This is a genomic window from Cellvibrio sp. GW822-FHT04B05 (assembly GCF_058800985.1).
The window spans coordinates 702853-726651 of the sequence record NZ_JBXAMU010000002.1; the positions used below are offsets into that span (position 1 = coordinate 702853).

The following is a 23799-nucleotide window of genomic DNA, read 5'->3' on the forward strand; positions in this document are numbered from 1 at the left end:
GGAACATTAATTGAGTGCGAAAAAAAAGGCAGGCCTGAGCCTGCCTTCCTTGCAGGAAGAGCTGTTGCTTACTCTTCCAATGACAAACTGTAAACATAGGCTGCTAACAAATGAATCCTGTCTTCTTTTAACAACTCTTGCTGCGCTGGCATCTCACCATTGCGGCCATCACGGATTGTCTGGCGAATAGTCGCTGGCTCGCCGCCGTACAACCAGATCTTGTCGGTCAGGTTAGGCGCACCTACCAATTGATTACCCTTACCATCTGTACCATGACATACCACGCAGTTAGCGGTATACAACCTGGCGCCAGCTTCGGCTTTTTCTGCATCGTGCTTGTTACCGGAAAGTTGTAGAACATATTCGGCAACATCAACTACTCCTTCTTCACCCAGAATAGCACCCCAGGCAGGCATAGCAGCTTTACGGCCATTCACAATGGTTTCGTGGATTTTCTCGGGAGTACCACCGTACAGCCAATCCTTATCCGTCAAGTTAGGAAAGCCCGGGTTGCCACCGCCATCCGCACCATGACATACAGCGCAATTGTTGGAGAACAGACGAAAGCCCATTTTCAGCGCGTCCGGATTTCTGGCAACCTCTTCAATCGACATCTTGGAATAAACACCGTAAGTCTCGGCATAAACCTTTTCAGCTTTTGCCTGATCGCCACGCAATTCCCCTACTGATGTCCATGCGGGGCTATCTTTAAATTTCAAGCCCTCGTAAGCGCCGTAACCCGGATAAATAATCAGGTAGCCAAACGCGAAAATGAAGGTCAACACAAACATGAAGAACCACCAGCGTGGCAGAGGATTGTCATATTCCTCAATACCGTCGTATTCGTGACCGGTGGTTTTGGCTTCCGTGCTTTCTTCACCTACGACCGCTTTTTTGCGGTTGGCGAAGAGTATCCACAACAGCAACACCAGATTGGTGGTTGTCAGGATAATGATCCAAAGGCTCCAAAAAGTACTCATAGTTAAAATCCGCCCTATCGATGATTACTTGTGATCATCTGTCTGCTTGTCTTTAGGTTCATCGGCAAATGGCAACTTGGCATCTTCTTCAAAGCGCTTTTTGAGTTTGGGCGAAAACGCCCAAAAGCAAACGCCGAAGAAGGCAATGGTTACCAGTACCGTTGAAATTGCGCCAACTGTTCCTGCGTCCATTAGCGCTTCTCTTTGAGCAGCAAGCCCAGGTTTTGCAAGTAAGCTACCAATGCATCCATTTCAGTTACGCCCTGCACAGCTTGCCTGGCACCGGCAAAATCTTCTTCGGTGTATGGAACGCCGACTTTAGACAATGCGCGCATTTTGCCTTCGGTGTGTTTGCCATCCAGTCTGTTGTCATACAAGTGTGGATAAGCTGGCATGATCGACTCAGGTACTACGATACGCGGATTAAACAAATGCACTTTATGCCAATCGTCTGAATAGCGACCACCTACACGCGCCAGATCAGGACCGGTACGCTTGGAACCCCACAGGAACGGATGCTCATAAACCGATTCACCCGCTACCGAATAGTGGCCGTAGCGTTCAACTTCAGCACGTAGTGGACGCACCATCTGGGTATGACAGACGTGGCAACCTTCACGGATATAGATATCGCGACCTTCCAGTTGTACAGCGTTAAGCGGCTTCAAACCTTCTACCGGAGTAGTAGTTTGCTTTAAAAAGAATTGCGGAACGATTTCCACCAAACCGCCAAAGCTGATAGCGATAACCATAAATACAGTCATCAGACCGATGTTCTTTTCTACTATTTCATGACCTTTCACGGCATTCCCCTTAAACAGCTGGTGCCTGAGCAGGCTGATTAGCAGTCTCTGCAGCCAGGTTGGCCGCTTTTACAGTGCGATAAGTGTTGTATGCCATGATCAGCATGCCTGTCAGGAAGAAGACACCGCCGATTGCGCGCATGATGTAACCACCTTTGCTGAATACAACCGTTTCGATAAAGCTGTAGGTCAATGAGCCGTCCGGGTTAAACGCACGCCACATCAAACCTTGGCCGATACCGTTAATCCACATCGCCACTACGTAAAGTACCGTACCTACGGTCGCCAACCAGAAGTGCAGGTTGATCAGTTTTACGCTGAACATTTCTTCGCGGTTAAACAACTTGGGCAGCATGTGGTAAAGCGCGCCGATAGAAATCATTGCTACCCAACCAAGGGCGCCTGAGTGAACGTGACCTACGGTCCAGTCGGTGTTGTGCGACAGTGCGTTTACGTTTTTGATGGCCATCATCGGGCCTTCAAACGTCGACATACCGTAGAAAGAGAGAGCAACCACGAGGAAACGCAAGGTAGGGTCGGTACGCAATTTATGCCAGGCACCTGACAGGGTCATAATACCGTTGATCATACCGCCCCAGCTTGGCGCGAGCAGGATCAGAGACATCACCATACCCAGGGACTGGGTCCAATCCGGCAATGCGGAGTAGTGCAAGTGGTGCGAACCAGCCCAGATGTACAGGGAGATCAATGCCCAGAAGTGAACAATCGACAACTGGTAAGAGTAAACAGGACGACCCGCCTGTTTGGGTACGAAGTAATACATCATGCCGAGGAAGCCCGCCGTCAGGAAGAACCCTACCGCGTTATGGCCGTACCACCACTGCACCATGGCGTCAGCAGCGCCGGCATAGGCTGAATAAGACTTCGTCAGGGTAACCGGTACAAATGCACTGTTGACAATGTGCAGTACCGCAACAGTGACAATGAAGCCACCATAGAACCAGTTAGCTACATAAATGTGCGAGGTTCTGCGCTTGACGATGGTGCCGAAGAAAACGATGGCGTAGGAAATCCACACCAGCGCCAGCAGGATATCAATTGGCCATTCCAGCTCTGCGTATTCCTTGGCAGAGGTAATACCTTGTGGCAGGGTAATCGCCGCCAGAACAATAACGGTTTGCCAGCCCCAGAAAGTGAACGGAACCAACCATCCACCGAAGAGCGGCGCCTGACAAGTACGCTGTACTACATAGTAGGAGGTAGCAAAAAGTGCACAACCGCCGAATGCAAAAATTACCGCGTTAGTATGCAACGGACGCAAACGGCCGAAGCTGGTGTATGGTTGCAGCAAGTCATTAAGACCCGGCCAAACCAACTGAGATGCGATAAGAACGCCAATTCCCATCCCAAATATGCCCCAAACAATGGTCATAATGGAGAATTTGCGCACTATATCGAAGTCGTATACTGGAGGATCCCCAGCTACTGTCGCATGACTACCCATAGGACTTTCCTATTACTTAAAGAAAAATGAAATCGTTTGTTCTGCCAGCGCCACTTGTCGCTCAAAGCTATACGGCAATCATCACGCCTATACCCCTACTTTAGGTGCGGCATTTTGCCTTATGCGTGGCAATTTGTCTCACCTAACCAGTGCAAGGATTGATATTTATCAAATTATTTATGCGCGTTTAACCGGTTTGTAGAATAGCCCATAAATGGATATTTTCTGTACAAACCGGTATTTCGGCATTTGTTGTTTTTACTTGAGGGTACGTCCTTTGTTTGCAGCAATACGCATACGCAAAGCGTTCAGTTTGATGAAACCTTCTGCATCTTTCTGATTATATGCACCGGCATCGTCTTCAAAAGTCGCTACTTTTTCATCAAACAAGCTGTCGGCAGAACGGCGTCCAACCACATGCACAGAACCTTTATAGAGTTTCACGCGCACATCACCATTAACATGAACCTGGGACTGATCGATCGCCGCCTGCAGCATCAGGCGCTCCGGGCTCCACCAGTATCCGTTGTAGATCATCTCCGCATATTTAGGCATCAGGCTATCTTTCAAGTGGGCAACTTCGCGATCGAGCGTAATTGATTCAATTGCACGATGCGCACGCATCATGATGGTGCCGCCCGGCGTTTCATAACAGCCGCGCGACTTCATGCCTACATAGCGGTTTTCCACGATATCCAAACGGCCAACGCCGTTCTCGCCACCGACTTTATTCAGGTAAGACAGCACAGTGGCAGGAGACATTGGCTTGCCATCAATAGCAACGATGTCGCCTTTCTCGTAAGTCAGTTCGAGATAAGTTGCCTTATCAGGAGCTGCTTCCGGAGTCACAGTCCAGCGCCACATATCTTCTTCAGCTTCAGTCCATGGGTTTTCCAGAACCTTGCCTTCATAGGAGATGTGCAGCAGGTTGGCATCCATAGAGTAAGGCGATTTTTTCTTCTTGGTGAAATCAACCGGGATATTGTGTTGTTCGCAATACGCCATCAGGGTCTCACGGGAAGTCAGATCCCACTCGCGCCACGGGGCAATTACTTTAATGCCTGGCTTAAGCGCGTAGGCACCCAGCTCGAAGCGCACCTGGTCATTACCTTTACCGGTGGCACCGTGGGAGATCGCATCCGCGCCCACTTCGTTGGCGATTTCGATCAAACGCTTGGCGATCAGTGGACGGGCGATTGAGGTACCGAGTAAATACTCGCCTTCATAAATGGTGTTCGCACGGAACATCGGGAACACGAAATCGCGGACAAACTCTTCGCGCAGGTCGTCAATATAGATTTGTTTTACGCCGAGCGCCTGGGCTTTGGCGCGCGCTGGCTCTACTTCTTCACCCTGGCCGATATCGGCAGTGAAGGTGATAACTTCACAGTTGTAGTTTTCTTGCAGCCATTTGACGATTACTGAAGTGTCCAGGCCACCGGAATAGGCCAACACGACTTTTTTGATAGACGACATGGGAAGCTCCCGCTATAACTCGTTGACAATTCACCGGGCACGATCCACAAGCCACAGACCAGTACCTACTTGGGCGCGGGATTGTACTCGCAAGCCAAGCAAATTCCCACACTTGCGACGGCTAAATAACGGCTTTTGATGCTAAATGAAAACCGCTCTCAAGCATCGCAGGTTTCATCGGCTAAAAAAACAAAAGCAACCGGATTGGTTGCTTTTGTTGTATGGGTAAATCGCGCGTTAATCAGAGGCGGAAAGTGGACACTTTATCGTTCAGCGCGCGCGCTAAATCCTGCAAACTTTTTGCGCGCGTATCGCCCTGATGAGCAACCTCAGCCGAATTATCAGCCACCTGTTTAATCGCGGTGATGTTATTCAATACCTCGTTGACCACATGGCTCTGCTCCTCTGCAGCAGTTGCAATCTGTGCGGCCATTCCACTGATCGCCCCTACGGCAGTATTGATTTTATCCAATGAGCTGGATGCATTATCGGCATTGTCCACACTGCCCGTTGCAAGGCGGCGACTATCCTCCATAATCGCCACTGCATTTTGCGCGGTTGATTGCAGGGCGCCGATCATAGACTGGATCTCCTCGGTGCTGGCATGGGTGCGCTGCGAAAGCACCCGCACCTCATCGGCCACCACCGCAAAACCCCTGCCCTGCTCTCCTGCGCGCGCCGCTTCAATCGCCGCATTGAGCGCAAGCAAATTGGTTTGCTCCGCAACACCTTTGATAGTGGCAAGAATGCCGCTGATGTTTTGCACATTGGTATTGAGGGTCGCAATCACACTGCCAGCCTGCTCCACTTTTTTGGCCAGTCCCACAATCGAATCGCGGGTTTTATCAACCTGCTGCTTGCCATCACTTGCACTGCTAACCGATTCCCGCACTGCTTCGGCAGTGTGTTCAGCGTGATGGGCAATTTCCTGGGTGGCATTGGTCATCTCATTCATGGCTTGTGCAACCATGCCGATTTGCTGTTGCTGGACGCCCAAATCGCGCACCGACGTGACAGCGGAATCAGCCATAGTGCGGGCATTGTCCTGTAAATCGGTAGCCTGCAGGCGAATGTGTTTTACCAAATCGTTCATATGATCGACGAATGAATTGAAGTTGGCGGCCAGCAATCCGACTTCATCATTGGAGGTTACCGGTAAGCGGCGCGACAGGTCGCCGTCGCCGGAAGCGATATCGGATAAGGATTGGGAAACATTGTGTAACGGCAACAAAAGCACACCATTAAGCCAATTAAGTGCAATCACGGTTGCAATCAACAACACCAGGATAACTGCCAGCTGTCCCATTAATGTGGAGTGCACCGGGCCGACAAGTAGCTCGCGCTCCAGCAGCATCACCAGCGTCAAATCCGCGCCGGGAATTGCATCGGCAAACACCTGCATGGTTTTGCCATCGAGTTGGATCAAGTGCAGATCGTCTTTGTCCCGCAGCAGTTGTTGAAGCTTGTCATCGGTCAGATCGGGAGAGATATCCACCAGGGATTTACTGAGCAGGTTTTTATCAGCGTGGGCGAATACCTTACCGCCGCGAGCGATAAACATATAACCATTGCCGGGCAGATCAATATCGCGCAACTGCTGCACGATATCGTCGATCACTACATCAATACCGAGGATAGCCTTGACGCTGCCATCACTATTAATGACTGCACGCCCGAGCGACACTACATTCTTGCCGGTAGCCGATGCAACTGATGGATTATCAATGTAAGTAGCGCGCGGATTTTTGATCGCCGCTATATACCAGCCCCAGACGCGGGGATCGTCATTGCCCGCCGCCATCACCAGATTGTTGGCGTTATAGAGCTTGCCATCAGCAAACGCCAAAAAGCTGTTATCGACATCCGCGGAGATTTTTACTTGCGTGAGGTGGGCGTTGTAATTCTCTTCCGTTGCTGAGGCTGGAAACCCTTCCAGCGCCTTGCCTTTAAGCTCAAACCAATCGCTCACATACTTGCTAAACGTGGCTGAAATACCGGCAACCTGGCGATTGATATTGACCTCCATCGCGTTCATCGCCGAGCTGTAGGAAAGATAAGAAACGGCACATCCAACTACTAAAAGGGACACAGCAACTGACGTGCTGATTTTTTTGCGTAATGACCAATGAGTTGCCATCGTGAGCTCCAACTGTGTAGTGACCTTGGGAAATTGTTATTTTTATCGCGCTGTTTTTTTGTTATGCGCCCCTGTCGGGGGTTGATTGTTATTTTATATATTTTCTACTGTTGTAACTTATCGGCATAAGCCTGTAATTGCTTCAGCAGTAATTGCTGCCGCTCTGTAAGACTAGCATCGGCGGCCAGCTGTGCCAGTCGCGCATAAAATTCCGTCAAGGTGAGGCTGGACTGGGCCTCAGGGTCGGTCAGACGCCACTGGCAAAAGCGCTGCCAACGGGCTTTTTCGTCGTTATTAAGGCTGTCAGGAAAATTGCGGGCACGGTAGCGAAAGAGGATTTCCCGCAGGCGCGGATCGCGGAAATTGATCTCCGCATTGGCTAACTCATCACCATCAGCACGGCGCACCTGTGCCATCAAGCGCTTGTCCTGCTCATCAAAAAAGCCGCTGTAGAGCATTTGTTCAGGATCGGTTTTTTCGGCAAATTCCTGGCTAGTGTAGAGCTGGAAAAGTTTCTGCTGCAGCGCCTGCTGTTCATTCAGGCTGAGATTACGCAGGGTTCGCCAATGCTGTTCGCAGCGCGCTTTATCAATCGCCAGGCGTTGAGCGGTCGAGTCATTGAGCATGGACGCCGGCAACAGCATCGGGGTTTTATTGAAATGGATTTCCTTTAACGCCAACCGCTCAATACCTTCCGGCAAATCTTCCGTGCGGGTAAACAAGCGCAGGCGCAACTCTTCAACCGGCAGAGTCAAGAGCGCATGGGGATCTGATCCAAGGTTAAAGGCAATCACCGAGTTTTTATTAGTGGGGTGCATCGCCAGCGGCAATACCAACGCCGTGTTGCCATTCTCACCGGGAAAGCGCGACGAAATATGCAGTAACGGTTTATAGCTATCAATATCGATCATGTTCGCAACAAAACGTTTGTCGCGCAGGCGATAGGCGTAATCATAGAGTTTAGGTTGTTTGGTTTTGATGAGTTTTGCCACCGCGATAGTTGCATACACATCGGAGAGTGCATCATGTGCGGCTTCATGTTGCAGATTGTTGGCTTTGCTCAGCATCTCCAACTTGAAACAGGGGCGACCGTCCTCGTAATTGGGCCACTCGATACCATCGGGGCGCAGCGCGCGGGTCATGCGCACCATATCGATAATATCCCAGCGCGAATTGCCGTTGCGCCACTCACGCTCATAGGGATCGTAAAAATTGCGATAGAGCGAGTAACGCGTGACTTCGTCATCAAAACGAATTGAATTAAAACCTACACCGCAGGTACCGGGGCGCGACAATTCTGTATGGATAGCGGCGATAAAATCGCGCTCGTTCAAGCCACGCTCCTCCGCCACTTGCGGGGCAAGTCCGGTGATTAGGCAGGCTTCCGGTTTGGGCAATACATCGGGCGCGGGCTTGCAATAAATCATCAACGGCTCGCCCAAAACATTCAAATCTTCATCAGTGCGAATGCCGGCAAATTGCGATGGGCGATCCACCGCCGGGACTTCGCCCCAGGTTTCATAATCGTGCCAATAGAGCGTATTTTGCGCATCGGATTTCATTGTATTTATCCCTTCGGAACGCCCGGAATCCGGGTAACAAAACACGCAATGTAACACCCGACCGTCACTTTCCCCTATACTACGGCCTGATTTTTGCGTCTCGATGTGCCACCGCAGCACTGATTTTCGCTAGCCAACGAATCCTGCCTGGAGCCTGATAATGAGTGATTTAGACAGCCTGTTTGCCGCCAACATAAAATGGGCAGAAGACATCAAACGGGATGACCCCGAGTTTTTTTCAAACTTGGCCAAGCAGCAAGCCCCGGAATATTTATGGATAGGTTGCTCCGACAGCCGTGTACCAGCCAACCAGATTCTCAACCTGGCCCCCGGTGAGATCTTCGTGCACCGCAATGTCGCAAACGTCGTTATCCATACCGACTTGAATTGCATGACAGTATTGAATTACGCGGTAGAATTTTTGAAAGTGAAGCACGTGATGGTCACTGGCCACTACGGTTGCGGCGGCGTAAGAGCAGCGCTGGAAAATCACAAGCTGGGGTTGATTGATTATTGGCTGCGCAATATTCGCGATGTGTATTACAACAACAAAGAGATTGTCGATCAATTGACCGATGTTAATGAACGCGTTAATCGCCTGTGCGAACTCAATGTGATCCAGCAAGTAGATAATATTTCGCGCAGCAACATCGTACAAAATGCATGGGCGCGCGGGCAGGAATTAACCATTCATGGCTGGATTTACGATATTCACGACGGCATCCTGCACAAGCTGACACCGCCGATCGATTCTATTAAACAAATTCCCGAGCAATACCGCCTTTATTAAAAGTCGCCTTTACTAAAAACCACTGCTAACTGAGTGCCGCCATTAAGGCTGGTGCTCAAAACGCGCATGGAATAATTGCTCGGTTTTAGCAGCCATAATCACATCGTTTTCGTGTAAACCTTTAATTTTGTGCGTCCACCAACTCACTTTCACTTTGCCCCACTCGGTTAACAGTGCCGGGTGATGGCTATATTCCTCCGCCAACGCGCCCACAGCCTGGGTAAATGTCATTGCATTTACAAAGTTGTTAAACGGATAAATCCGTGTCAGCTGATTAACGCCTGCTACCGATTCCACTGCCCAATCCGGCAACTCTGTCAACGCATCATGCAATGCTTCCGCACTAATCAGCGGCGAGTCTGCACGGCAGGCACTGCAGGTTTTTTCGCTTAAGCGTTCCATAAATCACCTCATATTCAGCAATAATTTCTGTTCGATTCAACGCATAGCATTAAAAAATAGATCAATGTAGGGAATAACCCATAATGGGTCACATCGATCAGCATTCCCATCCAGCGTTACCATGATGATCACTATTTTTGAGTAGAAAGCCCCACAGGCTGTTCTATACTCAAGACAACTTTTAAACCGTCTGGTGCTATAACAACGGCTTATTTTAATAACATCTCCATTGCTTCCTACCCAACACTGCTCACTAATGGAAATCCAATGCAAGAGAATCCGCTCTCGCACAAACCGGTCGATAACGAATCACTCAGCCATTTCAGTTTGGCCGACGAGCAAATGCGCTCTCTTTATCACAGCTTGCCGGTGTCCATGTTGTCGTCAATTGCCATCGCCTTGATTCTCAGCGTCTCGCATTGGAAGGTGATCGGGCAAGCAGAAATTATCCTGTGGAATTTATTACTCGGCGGCACATTGCTGGCGCGTTTGATTTTATGGATTTTCTGGCACAACGTTTATCAACTCTACTCTACTTTTTTCTGGTTGTGGGCCTTTCGTATTGGCGTGTGGTTGAGCGGCGCTGCCTGGGGTGCAGCGGCCATTTTATTATTTGCACATGAGGACACCGTATATCAGGCATTGCTCGCCTTTTCCCTCGCCGGTGTTGCCAGCGGCTCTATGACTGCACTGACCGTCGACAAATACTCATCGATCGGGTTTGTGATTCTTGCCATTACGCCATTGAGTGTCATCATCTATCTGGAAAATGGGCCAACCGCAATCGCGATGACCAGCATGACAGTGTTGTTTATCTTTTTTGTTATCGTCAGCGCAACCCGTGCAAGACACAACATGGAAGATCAGCTGAATAAAAACCTGCAGCTGTTAAGGCTTACCAATGAACTTGAGTACAAACAACAGCTGGAAAAAATCATCAACAATGCGCAATCGATTTTTATTGGCGATGGCGATATTAAATCCGCGCTGGGTACTCTACTGCATGAGACATTGCCACTCTGCCACAGTGAACTGGGATTTATCGGGCAAGTCGTCAATGAAAAAAACCAAAAACCGTTTATGCGTGCATTGGTGTTTGGTAGTCTTAAAAAAGATGATCGCGCACTCGAAAATTTTCGCACCACCCATTTACCACCCAATGGCGAATACCGGAATCTGGATAGCCTTTTCGGTATGATCATGCATTCAGACAAACCGGTAATCAGCCCTCACCTCGCGCGCGATATGCGCGCGGCCGCCCTGCCCCAAGGTCACCCGACCATTAGCAGTTTTATCGGTATCCCGATTTTCAGCGGCAAGGAACACATTGCTGTGCTCGGTTTAGCCAATTCAGCCGAAGGCTACACTAATCAAACTGCAGAGGATTTGGAGCCAATCCTCAAGAGCATTGCGCAATTTGTACAGACAATGAACCACGAGCAGCAACATGCACATGACAAAGCTGCGCTTGAGGCCAGCACACTCCACACGCAAACCATCCTTAACGATATTGCCGATGGCATTATTACGATTGCCAAAGACGGCATTATCCAAAGTTTTAACCATGCCGCTGAAACCATTTTTGGTTATCGCGCTAAACAGATCATCGGTAAAAATGTTAGTGAACTCATGCCGGAACCCTACAAAACCCAACATGATGGCTATATAAAAACTCACCTTAAAACCGGCAAGAAAAATATCCTTGGCATCGGCCGCGAAGTGTCGGGACTACGCCGCAATGGTAGCGAATTTCCGATGGATCTAATGGTGTCGCGGGTGTTTCAAAATGGTGAGCCGATTTTTATCGGTATTGTTCGTGATATCACCGAAAAAAAACGTATCGACGGTTTGCGCAGCCAGTTTATTACGGCGGCTAGCAAGGAAATCCTCGGGCCATTAAACGTAATTGCTGAAGCAATAGGTTTACTACGCACAGAAGAGCAGGGAAAATTACCTGAATCAGTTATTCACATTGTAGAGATTGCGCAACACAACAGCATTAAGTTACAAAAACTCATGGACGATTTAATTGAAATGCAAAACTTATCCAAGAGTGATGCACCTTTCACATTAGAGACACGAGCGGTATTACCTCTGATTGACGAGGTATTGCGCCGCAATAAAACCTTTAGTGAAATTTACCAATCCGAGGTAATAATAAAAGCGGTGCAGCAGGATTTAACTATCCATGTAGACAGCGCGCGCTTCTATCAAGCTATCGCCCAGCTTTTGCAATATGCATTAAAATTATGCGAATCCAAAAGCGAAGTACACATACGCATTAACGAAGAACGCAGCCGGGTGAGGATTGCTATCGGCCTAAACGGGAAAAACCTCACTGATAACATCCGCGAAAATTTAATACTGTATTTCGGACAACATGGCGATACCATAAACCACAGCCAATTTGCCGAAGGTGATCTTGGCCTTGCCATGGCAAAGGAAATTATCGAAAAGATGCATGGGAAAATAAACTTTGAATCCAAATTCGACGATAACTATTTTATAGTAGAGTTCCAACAAGCAGTAAAACAATTTTAACCCATAGGAAAAACGCAAATATTTCTGCGCATTACAATCGATTGCCACTGCCCATTGCTTTAATCTTCTCGAGCAGAGCTGTCCCCATCAGTTCCAATGCCACAATTTGATCAACACCGCCCATTGCAACCGCCTCCCTGGGCATGCCGTAAACCACACAACTCGCTTCATCTTGCGCAAAGGTATAACCGCCCTGGTTGCGGATATCCAACATACCTTTGGCTCCATCTTTACCCATACCGGTCAACAAGACCGCCAATACATTTTTACCGCCTGCCATAGCTACCGACTCCATCATCACATCCACCGCGGGCCTATGGCGATGCACAGGCTCGGCGTCAGACAACTTTACCAGGTAATCCGCACCCGAACGCACTACTATCATATGGTGTCCACCCGGAGCGAGGAAAGCATGACCGGGCAAAATACGTTCGCCCCCTTTGGCTTCCACCACATGTAAGCGTGTTGTTTTATTTAACCGCTCGGCAAACGTACGTGTGAATCCCGGCGGCATATGTTGCGTCATTACAATTCCGGGAACTGCAGCGGGTAATTGCATCAGTAGTTCCTTTATCGCCTCCGTTCCACCCGTTGATGCACCAATAGCGATAATTTTTTCTGTACTTTGCAATCGCCCGCTAGTAATTATTTTTTGTCCCGGCATTACATCAGGACGATCTTTTATTACCCGCGCCCGCACTTTCACACCGGCAGCGGTGCGAATCTTCTCCACAATTAATTCTGCGTATTCGCGAATACCGCTGGTGATACCCAATTTAGGTTTTGGTACAAAATCAACTGCACCCAGCTCCAATGCGCGCAAGGTTGCTTCAGCTCCAGCTTCTGTCAGGGTAGAAATCATCACTACCGGTGTCGGGCGCGCCTTCATTAATTTTTCCAGAAAAGCCAATCCGTCCATGCGGGGCATTTCAATATCCAGTGTTATCACGTCAGGAGCAAATTTATTAACCATATCGCGTGCAATGTAGGCATCGGGCGCAGCACCTACAAGGGTCATACCCGATGTGGCGCGAATAATTTCCGCAAGCAAACTACGCACTAACGCAGAATCGTCCACCACTAACACTTTAATTCCCATGCATGTCCCCCATCAGAGCAAACCAGCTGAACTCATTCGAAAAATTCCACATCACCACTTTTGGGTGTAAATTTAACGCGCATCCGATATTCACTTTCGCGGTCAATAATCGTCGTATTGTGTAAGGATTTAATTTTTTTAACCAACACTTTTCCAGTATCGGGGAAAAAGTAAACCTTGCGTGGAAATTCGTCGAGCAAATCCCTGGCAATTACGGGAATTTTTTCGTTATGTAAATACTCCAATACAAATGCGGCATTACGCTGCCCAATATTATTCAACGTTAGGCCGCGCAGTACATTGCCACCACCAAACACTTTCGCCTCCATGCGTGTGCGGCTAGCGCCCATCTTCAATAAATGGTTGATCAGTAACTCCATTGCATACACACCGTAGCGAGCGGACTCCGTCAATAAACCCGCTTCATCGCTATTATCGTTAGGCAATAGAAAATGATTCATGCCACCGATACCGATAGACTTATCGCGCAAGCATACCGCCACACATGAACCCAACACCGTTACGATCATCTTGTCGCCATTAGTGACGTAATATTCCCCTGGCAAAATTTTTACCGCGTGCCGTTCAAAGTGGCGATCAAAATAGGTAGTTGGCGCGAGATGGACATTGTTATCGTAATTCATTATCGCCTGCCCGAGTACTATCAGCCAATTGGTATATTGTCTTGCCGACTAACTTGACCAGATTTGTAGCATGCGAAAAACTTTCTGAATGGCCCGCAATATAAATTCCATCGTGTTTCAATAACCGCAACATACGCTCCAGCAGTCGCAGCTGTGTTGGTCTATCAAAATAAATCATGACATTGCGGCAAAAAATAACATCGAACCCACCCGTTAAATCCCACTCCTTATCGAGCAAATTAATCTTTCGAAACTCGATGAGTTGCTGCAGTTTGTCGACCACCCTGGCTTTGCCACTATTAGCACCCTTGCCACGCAAAAAGAATTGCTTTTTTTGCTCGATTGTAAGTGCATCCAACCGCTCAAGTGCATATACCCCCTGCTCAGCAAATTGCAACACACTGCTATCAATATCAGAGGCGAGGATTTCCACCAGTGGCGAAAAAGTGCCGAAAGCTTCAATCAGGGTCATCGCTATCGAATAGGGTTCTTCCCCTGTACTTGCGGCAGCACACCAAACACGGAACTTTCCCGGGGCATTCATTTTTTGTCGTGCTATTTTTGCCAAAGAAGAGAAATGGTGGGCCTCGCGAAAGAATGCAGTGAGATTGGTGGTAAGCGCGTTAATAAACTCTTGCTGTTCTTCTGTATGTTGTTCAAGGTACTGCAAATATTCATCAAAGTTTGACAATTGTAAAACTCGCAGGCGTCGCGCTAGCCGGCTATAAACCAGCTGCTTCTTACTGTCCCCCAGACTGATGCCGGCCATGCGATAGATAATTTTTTTAATCCGTGCAAAATCAGCATCGGAGTAAACAAATTCGCGTCCCGGATTTTCGTCCACAGATGTCATCCATATTGGTTATCGCACCATCACCTTAACCAGTTCAAAAGCAATTGCAGGATCAATATAAAGCTGCAACTGCTTTTGGCCGAATAAGAAAATCTAATTTAAACAACCATTAGAATTGTTCCCATTCGTCATCTGCCGATGAGGGAGGCGGTATTAATTTTTTGGTCGTCGCTGACTTCTTAGTCGCTGGCCCGGATAGAGCCGAGGGCCGCTGGTTAGATGAAGGACGGTGCACCTGATCATCGGACAACCGGAATTGCGCAACGCTACGGGTTAATTGATCTGCTTGCGACTGCATACTTTCAGCTGCTGCAGCGGCCTCTTCTACCAATGCCGCGTTTTGCTGCGTCATCTCATCCATTTGCGATACAGCGGTTGAAACCTCTTCAATTCCACTGGATTGCTCGGCTGATGCAGCGGCTATTTCTGCCATGATGTCGTTCACGCGTTTAATCGCACTGACAATTTCTTTCATGGTATCGCCGGACTTGCCAACCAATTGATTGCCGTTATCAATTTTTTGCACCGAATCAGAAATCAACGCTTTAATATCTTTAGCCGCATTTGCTGAACGTTGTGCCAAGGTGCGTACCTCTGAAGCAACTACGGCAAATCCTCGCCCCTGGTCGCCAGCACGTGCGGCTTCAACCGCTGCGTTTAATGCAAGAATATTGGTTTGGAAAGCGATGCCGTCAATAACGCCGATGATGTCGGAAATTTTGCGCGCTGAATCATTAATCGCATTCATGGTGGTGACCACTTGCTGGATCAAGGTGCCGCCATCGGTTGCCACTGTCGATGCTTGTTCCGCCAATACATTCGCTTGCTTCGCGTTATCAGCATTGAGTTTCACCGTCGACGTTAACTCTTCCATTGATGAGGCAGTTTCTTCAAGATTTGCTGCCTGTTGCTCGGTGCGGCTGGAAAGATCGGCATTGCCCTGCGCAATTTCGCTGGAGGCAGTAAAAATAGTATCGGCGGCGCTGCGAATATCACCCAGCATGCTGGTGAGGCTACTAGTTGTCTCGTTGCAATAATTTTTCAATTCACCAAAGGTACCGGAATACTCGGCAGTAATTTTTTCGGTGAGGTCACCTTTGGCAATCGCGCCTAATACACGTGCAACATCGTTCAAGCCTTTTTCTGCGGTAGTAACCAGAATATTCAAACCCTCTGCCAATTTCAGGAAGAAACCATCTTTACCGTCAGTTTTAATTCGCTCGCTGAAGTTACCTGCTGCTGCCGCTTCAACCAAACTATTCACTTCAACTTCAACACCTACTTCAATTGTTCTATCCTGCCATTCAACAACCGAGCCCAAACGCACACCGTCTTTGGAAAAAATTGGATTGGCGACTAAGCGGAAATGGCGTTTACCAACCACAATATTGGAAGTATAAGTGGCAGTCAGATTTTCTAACAATTTCATTTGATGTGCAGGATTTTTATGGAAAATATCCATGTTGCTGCCAACAACTTTATCGACAGAAAAATGCGGTAATACCGATCTGATGTCGGACTCTGCCATGCGCAACATTTTCTCCACCGACTTGTTCATGTAAATAATATTGCGCTCAGAGTCTGCAATCATCACGTTAGTCGTAGTGGTTTCCAGCGCACCCAGGATGCGGCTCATCTCATGTTCAGCAGCAACTTCTTTAGTACGATCAATCCACTCGACCACCGAACCGATACGCTCACCGGATTCGCCAAAAATCGGATTGGCAATCAGGCGAAAGCTGCGCCCTGCAACAACGATGTTGCCAACATAGGTATCACGCAGATTTGCCAGAAGCTGGCTTTGGTGAGCAGGATTTTTATGGAAAATATCCATATTGCTACCCACTACCCTGTCCACTGAAAAATGCGGCAATGCTTTACGCAAATCCGATTCTGCTTCACGCAACATTGCCTCCACCGCCTTGTTCATGTACACAATTGTTCGGCCTGCGTCAGCCAACATAATATTGGACGAGGTGGCGTGCAGTGCCTGTCGGATTTGTTCATTCAATATTTCCTTACTGGTATCAATACTTCGATAACAGTAAGTAAACGATGTAATTACAATTGCAATCACAATAAGGGAAATAATAAAAATCATGGCGTGGCTTTCGGGCACCGCCGTAAAATAAGCAACAATGGAAAGCACTATGGCACCGGTGATAGCGAGCACCCCTGCAATGGCGATCTGGGTTTTAACAGAGAATTTCATAATTTTGCTTCCTTTATTCCTTATCGACGAGGTTGGAATCAAATAATCCAAGTTCCTGGCTTGATATCAATTCATTGATATCAACCAAAATAACCATCTGCTCACTGACGGTTGCCAGCCCCAATAAATAGCGGCTATCAAACGCGACACCAAAATCCGGCGGTGGACGCACCTGTTCTTTAGTCAAACTCACAACATCTGAAACACCATCGACAACTATGCCCAGGATACGACTGTGGATATGCAACACAATGACAATAGTGAATTCGTCATAAATAGCTTCTCCAACATTAAACTTAATGCGCAAATCGACAATCGGAACTATATCGCCGCGCAAATTAATAACACCTTTAATAAACGGCGGCGCATTGGCGATTTTTGTAACGGATTCATAACCGCGAATTTCTTTCACTGTCAGGATGTCGAGCGCGTAATGCTCTTCGCCCAAGGTGAACGTTAAAAATTCCTGTTCGTCTACTGTCATCATTTTTGATCTGCCTGTTCCATATTGCGTTTAGATCATAGGATCACTATCAAACTGCTGTGGCCAGCTGCAAGGTGTTATTAACAGTTAGTGCTAGTGATTCCACATCCACAATCAGTGCGACACTGCCGTCGCCCATAATGGTTGCACCGGCGACCCCCTGCACACGCTTATAATGTTGTTCAAGACTTTTAATAACGACTTGTTGCTGACCAACCAGACCATCAACAAATAATGCAAAACGGTATTTATTGGTTTCGATAAGCACAGCGATGCCTTTGCTGACATCGGTAAATTGCGGCTCCAATTGCATCACTTTATAAAGCGGTAAAATTGGCCAGTATTCATTGCGAACATGCAATAACTGATCATCACCAGCCAGTGTTTTAATATCTTTAGCTGCGGGCTGCATGGATTCGACAATGTGTACCAGTGGCACAATAAAAGTTTGCTCACCCACAGAAACACACATGCCATCAACAATGGCCAGGGTAAGTGGCAAATGAATAGTAAAGGTAGCGCCTTCTCCCGAACGCGATTCAATATTGATGCGGCCCCCCAGGCTTTGTACGTTGCGTTTAACAACATCCATCCCCACACCGCGGCCAGATACATCCGTTACTGCAGCGGCCGTAGAAAAACCGGGAGCAAAAATTAACTGCCACACTTCTTCGTCTTTCGGATTTTCACTAATCGGAATATTATTTTCGCGCGCCTTTTCCAAAATACGTTCACGATTCAAACCACCGCCGTCGTCGCTGATACTGATAACAATATTACCCCCTTGTTGCGCCGCACGCAGGATTACTGTACCCGTGGGATTTTTACCGCGCTCGCTGCGCACTGCTTCGGATTCAATGCCATGGTCAATACTATTACGTACCAAATGGGTTAATGGATCAACCAATTTTTCGGTCAAACCTTTATCCAGCTCGGTTTCGCCGCCCTCTATAATCAAATCAATTTTCTTGCCTAATTTGCTGGATAAATCGCGCACTACGCGCGGAAAGCGATTGAACACAAAAGAAACGGGTAACATGCGGATTGACATAACCGCTTCCTGAATCTCACGGGTATTGCGCTCCAGTTCATTTGCGACCGCCTGGAACTTTTCACCTAACGCCCCCTCCAGGCTTTTGCCAAGTAAACTCATCATGGATTGGGTTATAACAATTTCACCGACAAGATTGATTAGCTGATCAACTTTGGAGACATCAACACGAATCGATGTACTTTCTACACTCACACTCTCGCTATTTTTTGTTTTAGTTGGGACTGCCGTTGATAGTTTTTCGTTTGGTGTAATTACTGATGGGGATGAATTGTTGGTTAATGCCTGTGGCGCAGCCGCTGAAGAAACCGGGTTTGTTGTGTGTGCTGTAATCGGGATATTATCAAAAAAGCCAAATCCATCATCCGTTGCTGGAACAGTTGTAGCTGCTGGGGCATGCTCCTCAAACAATCCAAATGTTTCAGCTATCGCAGATGCCGGGTCGGGAAGGTCATCGAAAAAACCGAAGGATTCTTCGTTAACTTCAGTTTCGTTTACTGCGGATTCTGCTGCTGTTGGCGCGGGAAGGTCATCAAAAAATCCGAATGAATCATCTTCACGAGGATTATCAAAGAATCCATAAGGCTGCTGCCATTTTTGTTCTACATCGATAAAAAAACCATAGCCTTTTTTGCCTTCTGCGGCGGCCTGATCTGAAGCAGAGCTGCCCGCCGTAACCACTTCCAATTTCCGTGTCAGGGTCTGAACTTGATGCCAATTCAATTGAGCATTAATGCGGTAACAACGTAAAATTTCTTTTAATTGGTCAACTGAACCTAAAAATAGATCAACCATTTCGGAAGTGATAGCCATCCTTCCCTGACGGATTTTATCCAGCAGGCTTTCCATAATATGGGTTACGCTTGCAAGTGCATCAAAACCAAAAATACCACTTCCACCTTTAATAGAATGCGCCGCCCGAAAAATGCTGTTCAGCATTTCCCCATCAGGGTTATCGATATCCAAATCCAACAATAGCTGTTCCATTTCGTCGAGGTGTTCCTGGCTCTCCTCGAAAAAAACGGCATGGAATTGTTTCATGTCAATCGACATAGCCAACGTCCTTCGCAATACATTCAACATTTCCGTAGGGGCGCCGCTTGCTGCGCCCTTGGGATTTCCTCATAGGTTATTGGGCGCGGCAAGCAGCGCCCTTACCCCATTACTTTTTTGGCAATCTCCAACAACTTGCCTGGATCAAAGGGCTTCACCATCCAACCCGTTGCACCGGCTGCGCGCCCCTGCGCTTTCATCGCATCGCTCGCTTCTGTAGTCAGCACAATGATCGGTGTGCGCGTATGTGCTGGTAAACCACGCAAGGATTTAATTAACGTGAGGCCATCCATATTCGGCATATTCTGGTCAGTGAGGACAAAATCGTAGGTTCTGGTTTTGCACAAATTAAATGCTTCCAGCCCATCCTTGGCTGCCGTTACGGTGTAGCCAGCAGATTTGAGCGTCGCCTCCACCATTTGCCGAACAGACACTGAGTCATCCACAATTAACACATGCTTACTCATAACAATTACCTGTGTGATAATTAAAATCGGCTCTACTACTGGTTATACAGGCGCTATTTACCATGAAGGATTAATAGTCGCTTTAATAAAATTGCCCGGTGGAAAAACTTCTACCTTTTGTGCAAGGTTACGAATTAACTGCAAACCTCGCCCCGATAAAATCGCATCAATATTGGAGGTAATAGCTGAGCTGTCATATCCATTGCCGCTGTCGCGCACACTGACTTCAAGATGCGGTGGAGTTGCATTAGTCACCCAGGTCAGCTGCAGTTCGATAAAATCGTTAGCCGTCAATGTCGCCAGGCGTTTATCGCGCTCCCTGAAATAGTGATTAAAACCATCCGGTTCTTCCTTCATTGACGATTCCAATTTTAAAATTCCATGGTCGACGGCGTTACTCACCATTTCACTGACCACCAAAAAAATAATCTGGCAAAAACTTTGGTTAATGTCGAAATGCTGCAAAAATTTGTTACACAAGGGTGGAATCTCACAGCTGGCAATTTTCTTCCCGGAAATTTTTACGCTCCACGAAAAATCCCCTATATCTTCCTGTACGTAGCCACGGCTTATGCTTTCATTTAATTGTCGCTCACAGTTGGCAAATATCAGCTGTGGCTCCAACATGCAAATGGATACATCATCTTTGTATTGATCGCATACAGCGTGTTCGTGTAATGCATCGATTAAGACAGTTTGTAAATTATCGCCATCAGCTTTTATCAGCTCTACTACACGTGCGGAAGAAAATGAATCGCCAGTTGCATTCACTTCCTCAATCAAACCATCGCTATGGGCGATGATGGTTCCCTTTCCGGAAAAGTTACAAGTAACCACATTTGCATCAAACATTTCTTCATCCAAAATCCCCAGCGCCATATGTTGGGATTTGAATGATTGCAAAATTTTTCCCTGATGCACCCAATAAGCCGTTGGCATCCCGCCATTCCATACTTCTATTTCTTGTCGCTCTTGATGCATTTGAATCAGAATCGCGGCAACAAATCGATCTTCCGGTGTGTCACGCATCAATTTTTTATTCATTTCCGCCACAATGGTTTGGATATGGAATCCTTTCGCGACCATGCTGTTAAAAATGGCTACCACGGGCATAACCGTAATCGCTGCGGAGAGACCATGACCAGTGGCGTCTGCCAATAAAAAGTAAAGATCCCCACTGGGCGAAATCCTTGCCAGCGCGATATCACCACAAAATGAGGAGGACGATTTCAACCAAAGCGATACCCCCTCAATAGCTTGACTATTTTGGCGGAGCAAATATTCGTAAGTATATTTTGCTATCGTTTCTTCGCGCTCGGCCTCTCGTTTAAACCGCTCCAGCTCTGCATTCTGTAAAGTGATAACGCGTTGCATCGCCACGGATTTAATCAGTGCACTCACTTTCAATGCCAACAGCGAAAGATTGACTGGCTTGATGATGTAATCATCTATGCCACAAGCGAAACAATTCTCCAAAAAATCCGGATCTTCGTTGCCGCTCACCATAATCACCGGTGGTTTCTTTAACTGCGCATGGCTGTTAACTTCTGCTAAAAACTCAAGCCCGTTGCCATCACCCAATTGGTAATCCAATAACACCAAATCGACTTCAACATCTGCCTTCAATAATGGCATTGCTTCGGCAAGGCTATAGGCAGTTCGGGTTTGGAATCCTTTATCCTGTAAAAATTCGCAAAAAAGTCCATTGAGCAACTCGTCATCATCGACCACCAAAATGTAATGAACCGAGCTAGCAAATGATTCGTTCATAATGATCAGATGTACTCAAAAAGCCTTTGCATATTTGCCATTGCGAGTATCTGTGCTGTAGCTCCCTTGGCTCCCTTGATCATCATTTTTTTATTGGCGGCAGCAGCGCGACGCTGCCACATCATCATCATTCCCAATGCCGCACTATCCAGATACTCCACCCGGCTAAAATCAAACACGATGGCCGTTATTGCTGGACTCTCGACATACTCGGTACATTGCCGCTGAAATTCTTTGTGGTATCCGTAATCGAAACGATTCGGTAACACTACTTGTGCCCTGTCGCTCATAAATTATCCCTTCTGTGATTTTTGCATCACTCAGGTAAGCTCAATGATTTTTTGCAAATTCGCCAAATGTAAAATTTCTTTTGGCGCCGCCTTTAAATTAATCATGGCCATTTTCGAGTGCTTAGCCTGGACTTTTTTTTGCGACATCACTAATAAGCCAATGCCTGCACTATCGATATACTCCAGATCGCTGCAATCCAGCGTTATTATTCCAGGTGTTTCCAATGCGGATGCAACCTTGCGATTAAATTCAACACCGGAAGAATAATCGAAACGCTTTGGCATCCTTATTACTGCTACATGTGCCATAAAAATCTCCACGATTTTCCTAAAAAAGATCTACCGAACCGCTATCAACTGATGAAGCTGATACCGGATTATGTTTCTGGCGCAGGCCAGCGCTTTTGTATTTTTCCAATTCAATTGTTAACTGCGTAAAATTACTTTCCGGTAGCGCCAGTGATGTCGCTATAGGGACCAGTTCTTCGAGCCGGTGCAGGGTATGACGTATATTTTGAGTAGACATATCTTCAAATTGTAGCGCGCGCATAGCGTTGTGTAGCGCCTGTACTAATTGTCCGACCAGTTGCTCCATCTCTTTTGTCATACCCTGGTTTTTATCTACCGATTTAATTAAATTTTCGCTGACATCCTGCATATCCGCTTTTGCCTGCAGCACGTAACTCATATCCTGGGATGCGACATCACCCACAGTGCGGGTCAAATCCTCTATAGCGTTTGCTATATCGCGCAATTGCTTTTGGATATCGAGACTAAAACCGGCTGAACGGTTTGATAATGCCCGTACCTCATCAGCGACTACCGCAAATCCACGCCCACTTTCACCGGCGCGAGCCGCTTCAATTGCCGCATTCAGTGCAAGCAAATTGGTTTGTGCAGCAATTTGGTCGATATCTTTCAGCGCTTTAAGGACATTCGGCATTTTGTCTGCAATTGCACCAACCTTTTCAACCAACTCCATTGACGAGGTGCTCATATTAACGGTGGTATCTACAAACTGGTTGAGCAGCGTGTAGGTATTCTCTGCAAATAAACTCATGCGCGCCGAAATAGTTTGGCAATTTTTTTCGTCGTCCACTTCATTTAACAAACGCTGGACACCGCGCTGCTGCTCTTCTAATAATGCTTTGATTTGCTGAAATGCGCTGGTGAGAATGTTTATCGCATCGGTTTGAATTCCAATCTGTGCAACCAGATTATTTGCGCTCTCTTGCACGACCTCATTGATTAGCGCGCTGGTTTCACTGAGTGCAGGTGAGACAGGACGGTGATAGTCGTTCGACAGGGTTTTATCGTTTGCTGATACATTACCGCTTGCATCAATCAGGAAATACCCCAGCAAAGCAGCCGCAAATACCGGGCCTGCAAGAGCATGGAGATAGCTGCCCAGCAAACATCCGCCAAGCAAGGCGACGGCAATTAGCCATAGTGGTTTCACCTGCATAAGCGCATCTAACTCCAATGACTCCATGGTGATTAACGCAAGCAGCCCTATACGATTTATCAGAGGGAGGCCAAACACGATTATTTAAAAGTAGCAGGTTTATTCCAGCTTGCGCAGTTTGCAAAACGTTTGGGGATTTTTTCAGTGATTAGTTGCAAAAAGTAAAGTGGGATTAAATGGCGGATAAAAACACCAAGCTATGTTTTTAATTGCAAATTTTTATAAAAATTTATTTTTAGCAATAAAAAAACCGGC

The 23799-nt window shown here is 47.3% G+C and carries 21 protein-coding genes; 2 read left to right on the forward strand and 19 right to left on the reverse strand.

Annotation, left to right across the window (positions count from 1 at the left end; translation table 11 throughout):
• Positions 1-68: 68 nt before the first annotated feature.
• The 7 genes from ccoP to sbcB form a co-directional block, all read right to left on the reverse strand.
• Complete coding sequence (gene ccoP / locus AC1RJL_RS08570; RefSeq protein ID WP_492912912.1) at positions 69-980, reverse strand: cytochrome-c oxidase, cbb3-type subunit III; 912 nt, start codon at positions 978-980, stop codon at positions 69-71.
• A gap of 24 nt (positions 981-1004) precedes the next feature.
• Positions 1005-1172, reverse strand: coding sequence for a cbb3-type cytochrome oxidase subunit 3 (locus AC1RJL_RS08575; RefSeq protein WP_492912914.1), 168 nt, complete (start codon positions 1170-1172; stop codon positions 1005-1007).
• On the reverse strand, positions 1172-1783 hold the full coding sequence (gene ccoO, locus AC1RJL_RS08580) for a cytochrome-c oxidase, cbb3-type subunit II (protein ID WP_492912916.1): 612 nt from the start codon (positions 1781-1783) through the stop codon (positions 1172-1174). The genes AC1RJL_RS08575 and ccoO overlap by 1 nt, the downstream gene beginning before the upstream one ends.
• A gap of 10 nt (positions 1784-1793) precedes the next feature.
• Complete coding sequence (gene ccoN / locus AC1RJL_RS08585; RefSeq protein ID WP_492912918.1) at positions 1794-3248, reverse strand: cytochrome-c oxidase, cbb3-type subunit I; 1455 nt, start codon at positions 3246-3248, stop codon at positions 1794-1796.
• Positions 3249-3506: 258 nt separating this feature from the next.
• Entirely contained in the window at positions 3507-4724 is a 1218-nt protein-coding gene (locus tag AC1RJL_RS08590) for an argininosuccinate synthase (RefSeq protein WP_492912920.1), read from the reverse strand.
• 241 nt (positions 4725-4965) lie between these two features.
• Positions 4966-6861 (reverse strand): methyl-accepting chemotaxis protein, encoded by a 1896-nt coding sequence (locus tag AC1RJL_RS08595; RefSeq protein WP_492912922.1) that lies wholly within the window; start codon positions 6859-6861, stop codon positions 4966-4968.
• 104 nt (positions 6862-6965) lie between these two features.
• Positions 6966-8423 carry an exodeoxyribonuclease I gene (sbcB, locus tag AC1RJL_RS08600; protein WP_492912924.1) on the reverse strand — a complete coding sequence of 486 codons (1458 nt, stop codon included), beginning with the start codon at positions 8421-8423 and terminating at the stop codon, positions 6966-6968.
• A 160-nt stretch (positions 8424-8583) separates the two neighbouring features.
• Between sbcB and can the strand changes: the two genes are divergently transcribed.
• Positions 8584-9213: a carbonate dehydratase gene (gene can / locus AC1RJL_RS08605; protein ID WP_492912926.1), complete on the forward strand. Its 630-nt coding sequence runs from the start codon at positions 8584-8586 to the stop codon at positions 9211-9213.
• 42 nt (positions 9214-9255) lie between these two features.
• On the opposite strand, the gene AC1RJL_RS08610 is transcribed toward can, so the two are convergent.
• Positions 9256-9615 carry a 4a-hydroxytetrahydrobiopterin dehydratase gene (locus tag AC1RJL_RS08610; RefSeq protein ID WP_492912928.1) on the reverse strand — a complete coding sequence of 120 codons (360 nt, stop codon included), beginning with the start codon at positions 9613-9615 and terminating at the stop codon, positions 9256-9258.
• Positions 9616-9882: 267 nt separating this feature from the next.
• Between AC1RJL_RS08610 and AC1RJL_RS08615 the strand changes: the two genes are divergently transcribed.
• Positions 9883-12156 (forward strand): PAS domain S-box protein, encoded by a 2274-nt coding sequence (locus AC1RJL_RS08615; RefSeq protein ID WP_492912930.1) that lies wholly within the window; start codon positions 9883-9885, stop codon positions 12154-12156.
• A 31-nt stretch (positions 12157-12187) separates the two neighbouring features.
• On the opposite strand, the gene AC1RJL_RS08620 is transcribed toward AC1RJL_RS08615, so the two are convergent.
• The 11 genes from AC1RJL_RS08620 to AC1RJL_RS08670 all read right to left on the reverse strand — a co-directional run bounded on the left by AC1RJL_RS08620 (position 12188) and on the right by AC1RJL_RS08670 (position 23544).
• Complete coding sequence (locus tag AC1RJL_RS08620) at positions 12188-13255, reverse strand: protein-glutamate methylesterase/protein-glutamine glutaminase (RefSeq protein ID WP_492912932.1); 1068 nt, start codon at positions 13253-13255, stop codon at positions 12188-12190.
• Between the two features lie 32 nt (positions 13256-13287).
• Entirely contained in the window at positions 13288-13899 is a 612-nt protein-coding gene (gene cheD, locus AC1RJL_RS08625) for a chemoreceptor glutamine deamidase CheD (protein WP_492912934.1), read from the reverse strand.
• Positions 13886-14743, reverse strand: coding sequence for a CheR family methyltransferase (locus AC1RJL_RS08630; RefSeq protein ID WP_492912936.1), 858 nt, complete (start codon positions 14741-14743; stop codon positions 13886-13888). The genes cheD and AC1RJL_RS08630 overlap by 14 nt, the downstream gene beginning before the upstream one ends.
• A 118-nt stretch (positions 14744-14861) precedes the next feature.
• Positions 14862-16964, reverse strand: coding sequence for a methyl-accepting chemotaxis protein (locus tag AC1RJL_RS08635; protein WP_492912938.1), 2103 nt, complete (start codon positions 16962-16964; stop codon positions 14862-14864).
• Between the two features lie 13 nt (positions 16965-16977).
• Positions 16978-17451 carry a chemotaxis protein CheW gene (locus AC1RJL_RS08640; RefSeq protein WP_492912940.1) on the reverse strand — a complete coding sequence of 158 codons (474 nt, stop codon included), beginning with the start codon at positions 17449-17451 and terminating at the stop codon, positions 16978-16980.
• 46 nt (positions 17452-17497) lie between these two features.
• Positions 17498-19552 (reverse strand): chemotaxis protein CheA, encoded by a 2055-nt coding sequence (locus tag AC1RJL_RS08645; protein WP_492912942.1) that lies wholly within the window; start codon positions 19550-19552, stop codon positions 17498-17500.
• A 101-nt stretch (positions 19553-19653) separates the two neighbouring features.
• A complete protein-coding gene (locus AC1RJL_RS08650) occupies positions 19654-20019 on the reverse strand; it encodes a response regulator (RefSeq protein WP_492912944.1) in 366 nt (121 codons plus the stop codon).
• 57 nt (positions 20020-20076) lie between these two features.
• The gene (locus AC1RJL_RS08655) at positions 20077-21789 is read right to left on the reverse strand and encodes a SpoIIE family protein phosphatase (RefSeq protein WP_492912946.1); all 1713 of its coding nucleotides are present in this window, start codon (positions 21787-21789) and stop codon (positions 20077-20079) included.
• A gap of 5 nt (positions 21790-21794) precedes the next feature.
• Entirely contained in the window at positions 21795-22079 is a 285-nt protein-coding gene (locus tag AC1RJL_RS08660) for an STAS domain-containing protein (RefSeq protein ID WP_492912948.1), read from the reverse strand.
• A 30-nt stretch (positions 22080-22109) separates the two neighbouring features.
• The gene (locus tag AC1RJL_RS08665) at positions 22110-22400 is read right to left on the reverse strand and encodes an STAS domain-containing protein (RefSeq protein WP_492912950.1); all 291 of its coding nucleotides are present in this window, start codon (positions 22398-22400) and stop codon (positions 22110-22112) included.
• A gap of 7 nt (positions 22401-22407) precedes the next feature.
• Complete coding sequence (locus AC1RJL_RS08670; RefSeq protein ID WP_492912952.1) at positions 22408-23544, reverse strand: methyl-accepting chemotaxis protein; 1137 nt, start codon at positions 23542-23544, stop codon at positions 22408-22410.
• Positions 23545-23799 lie beyond the last annotated feature (255 nt).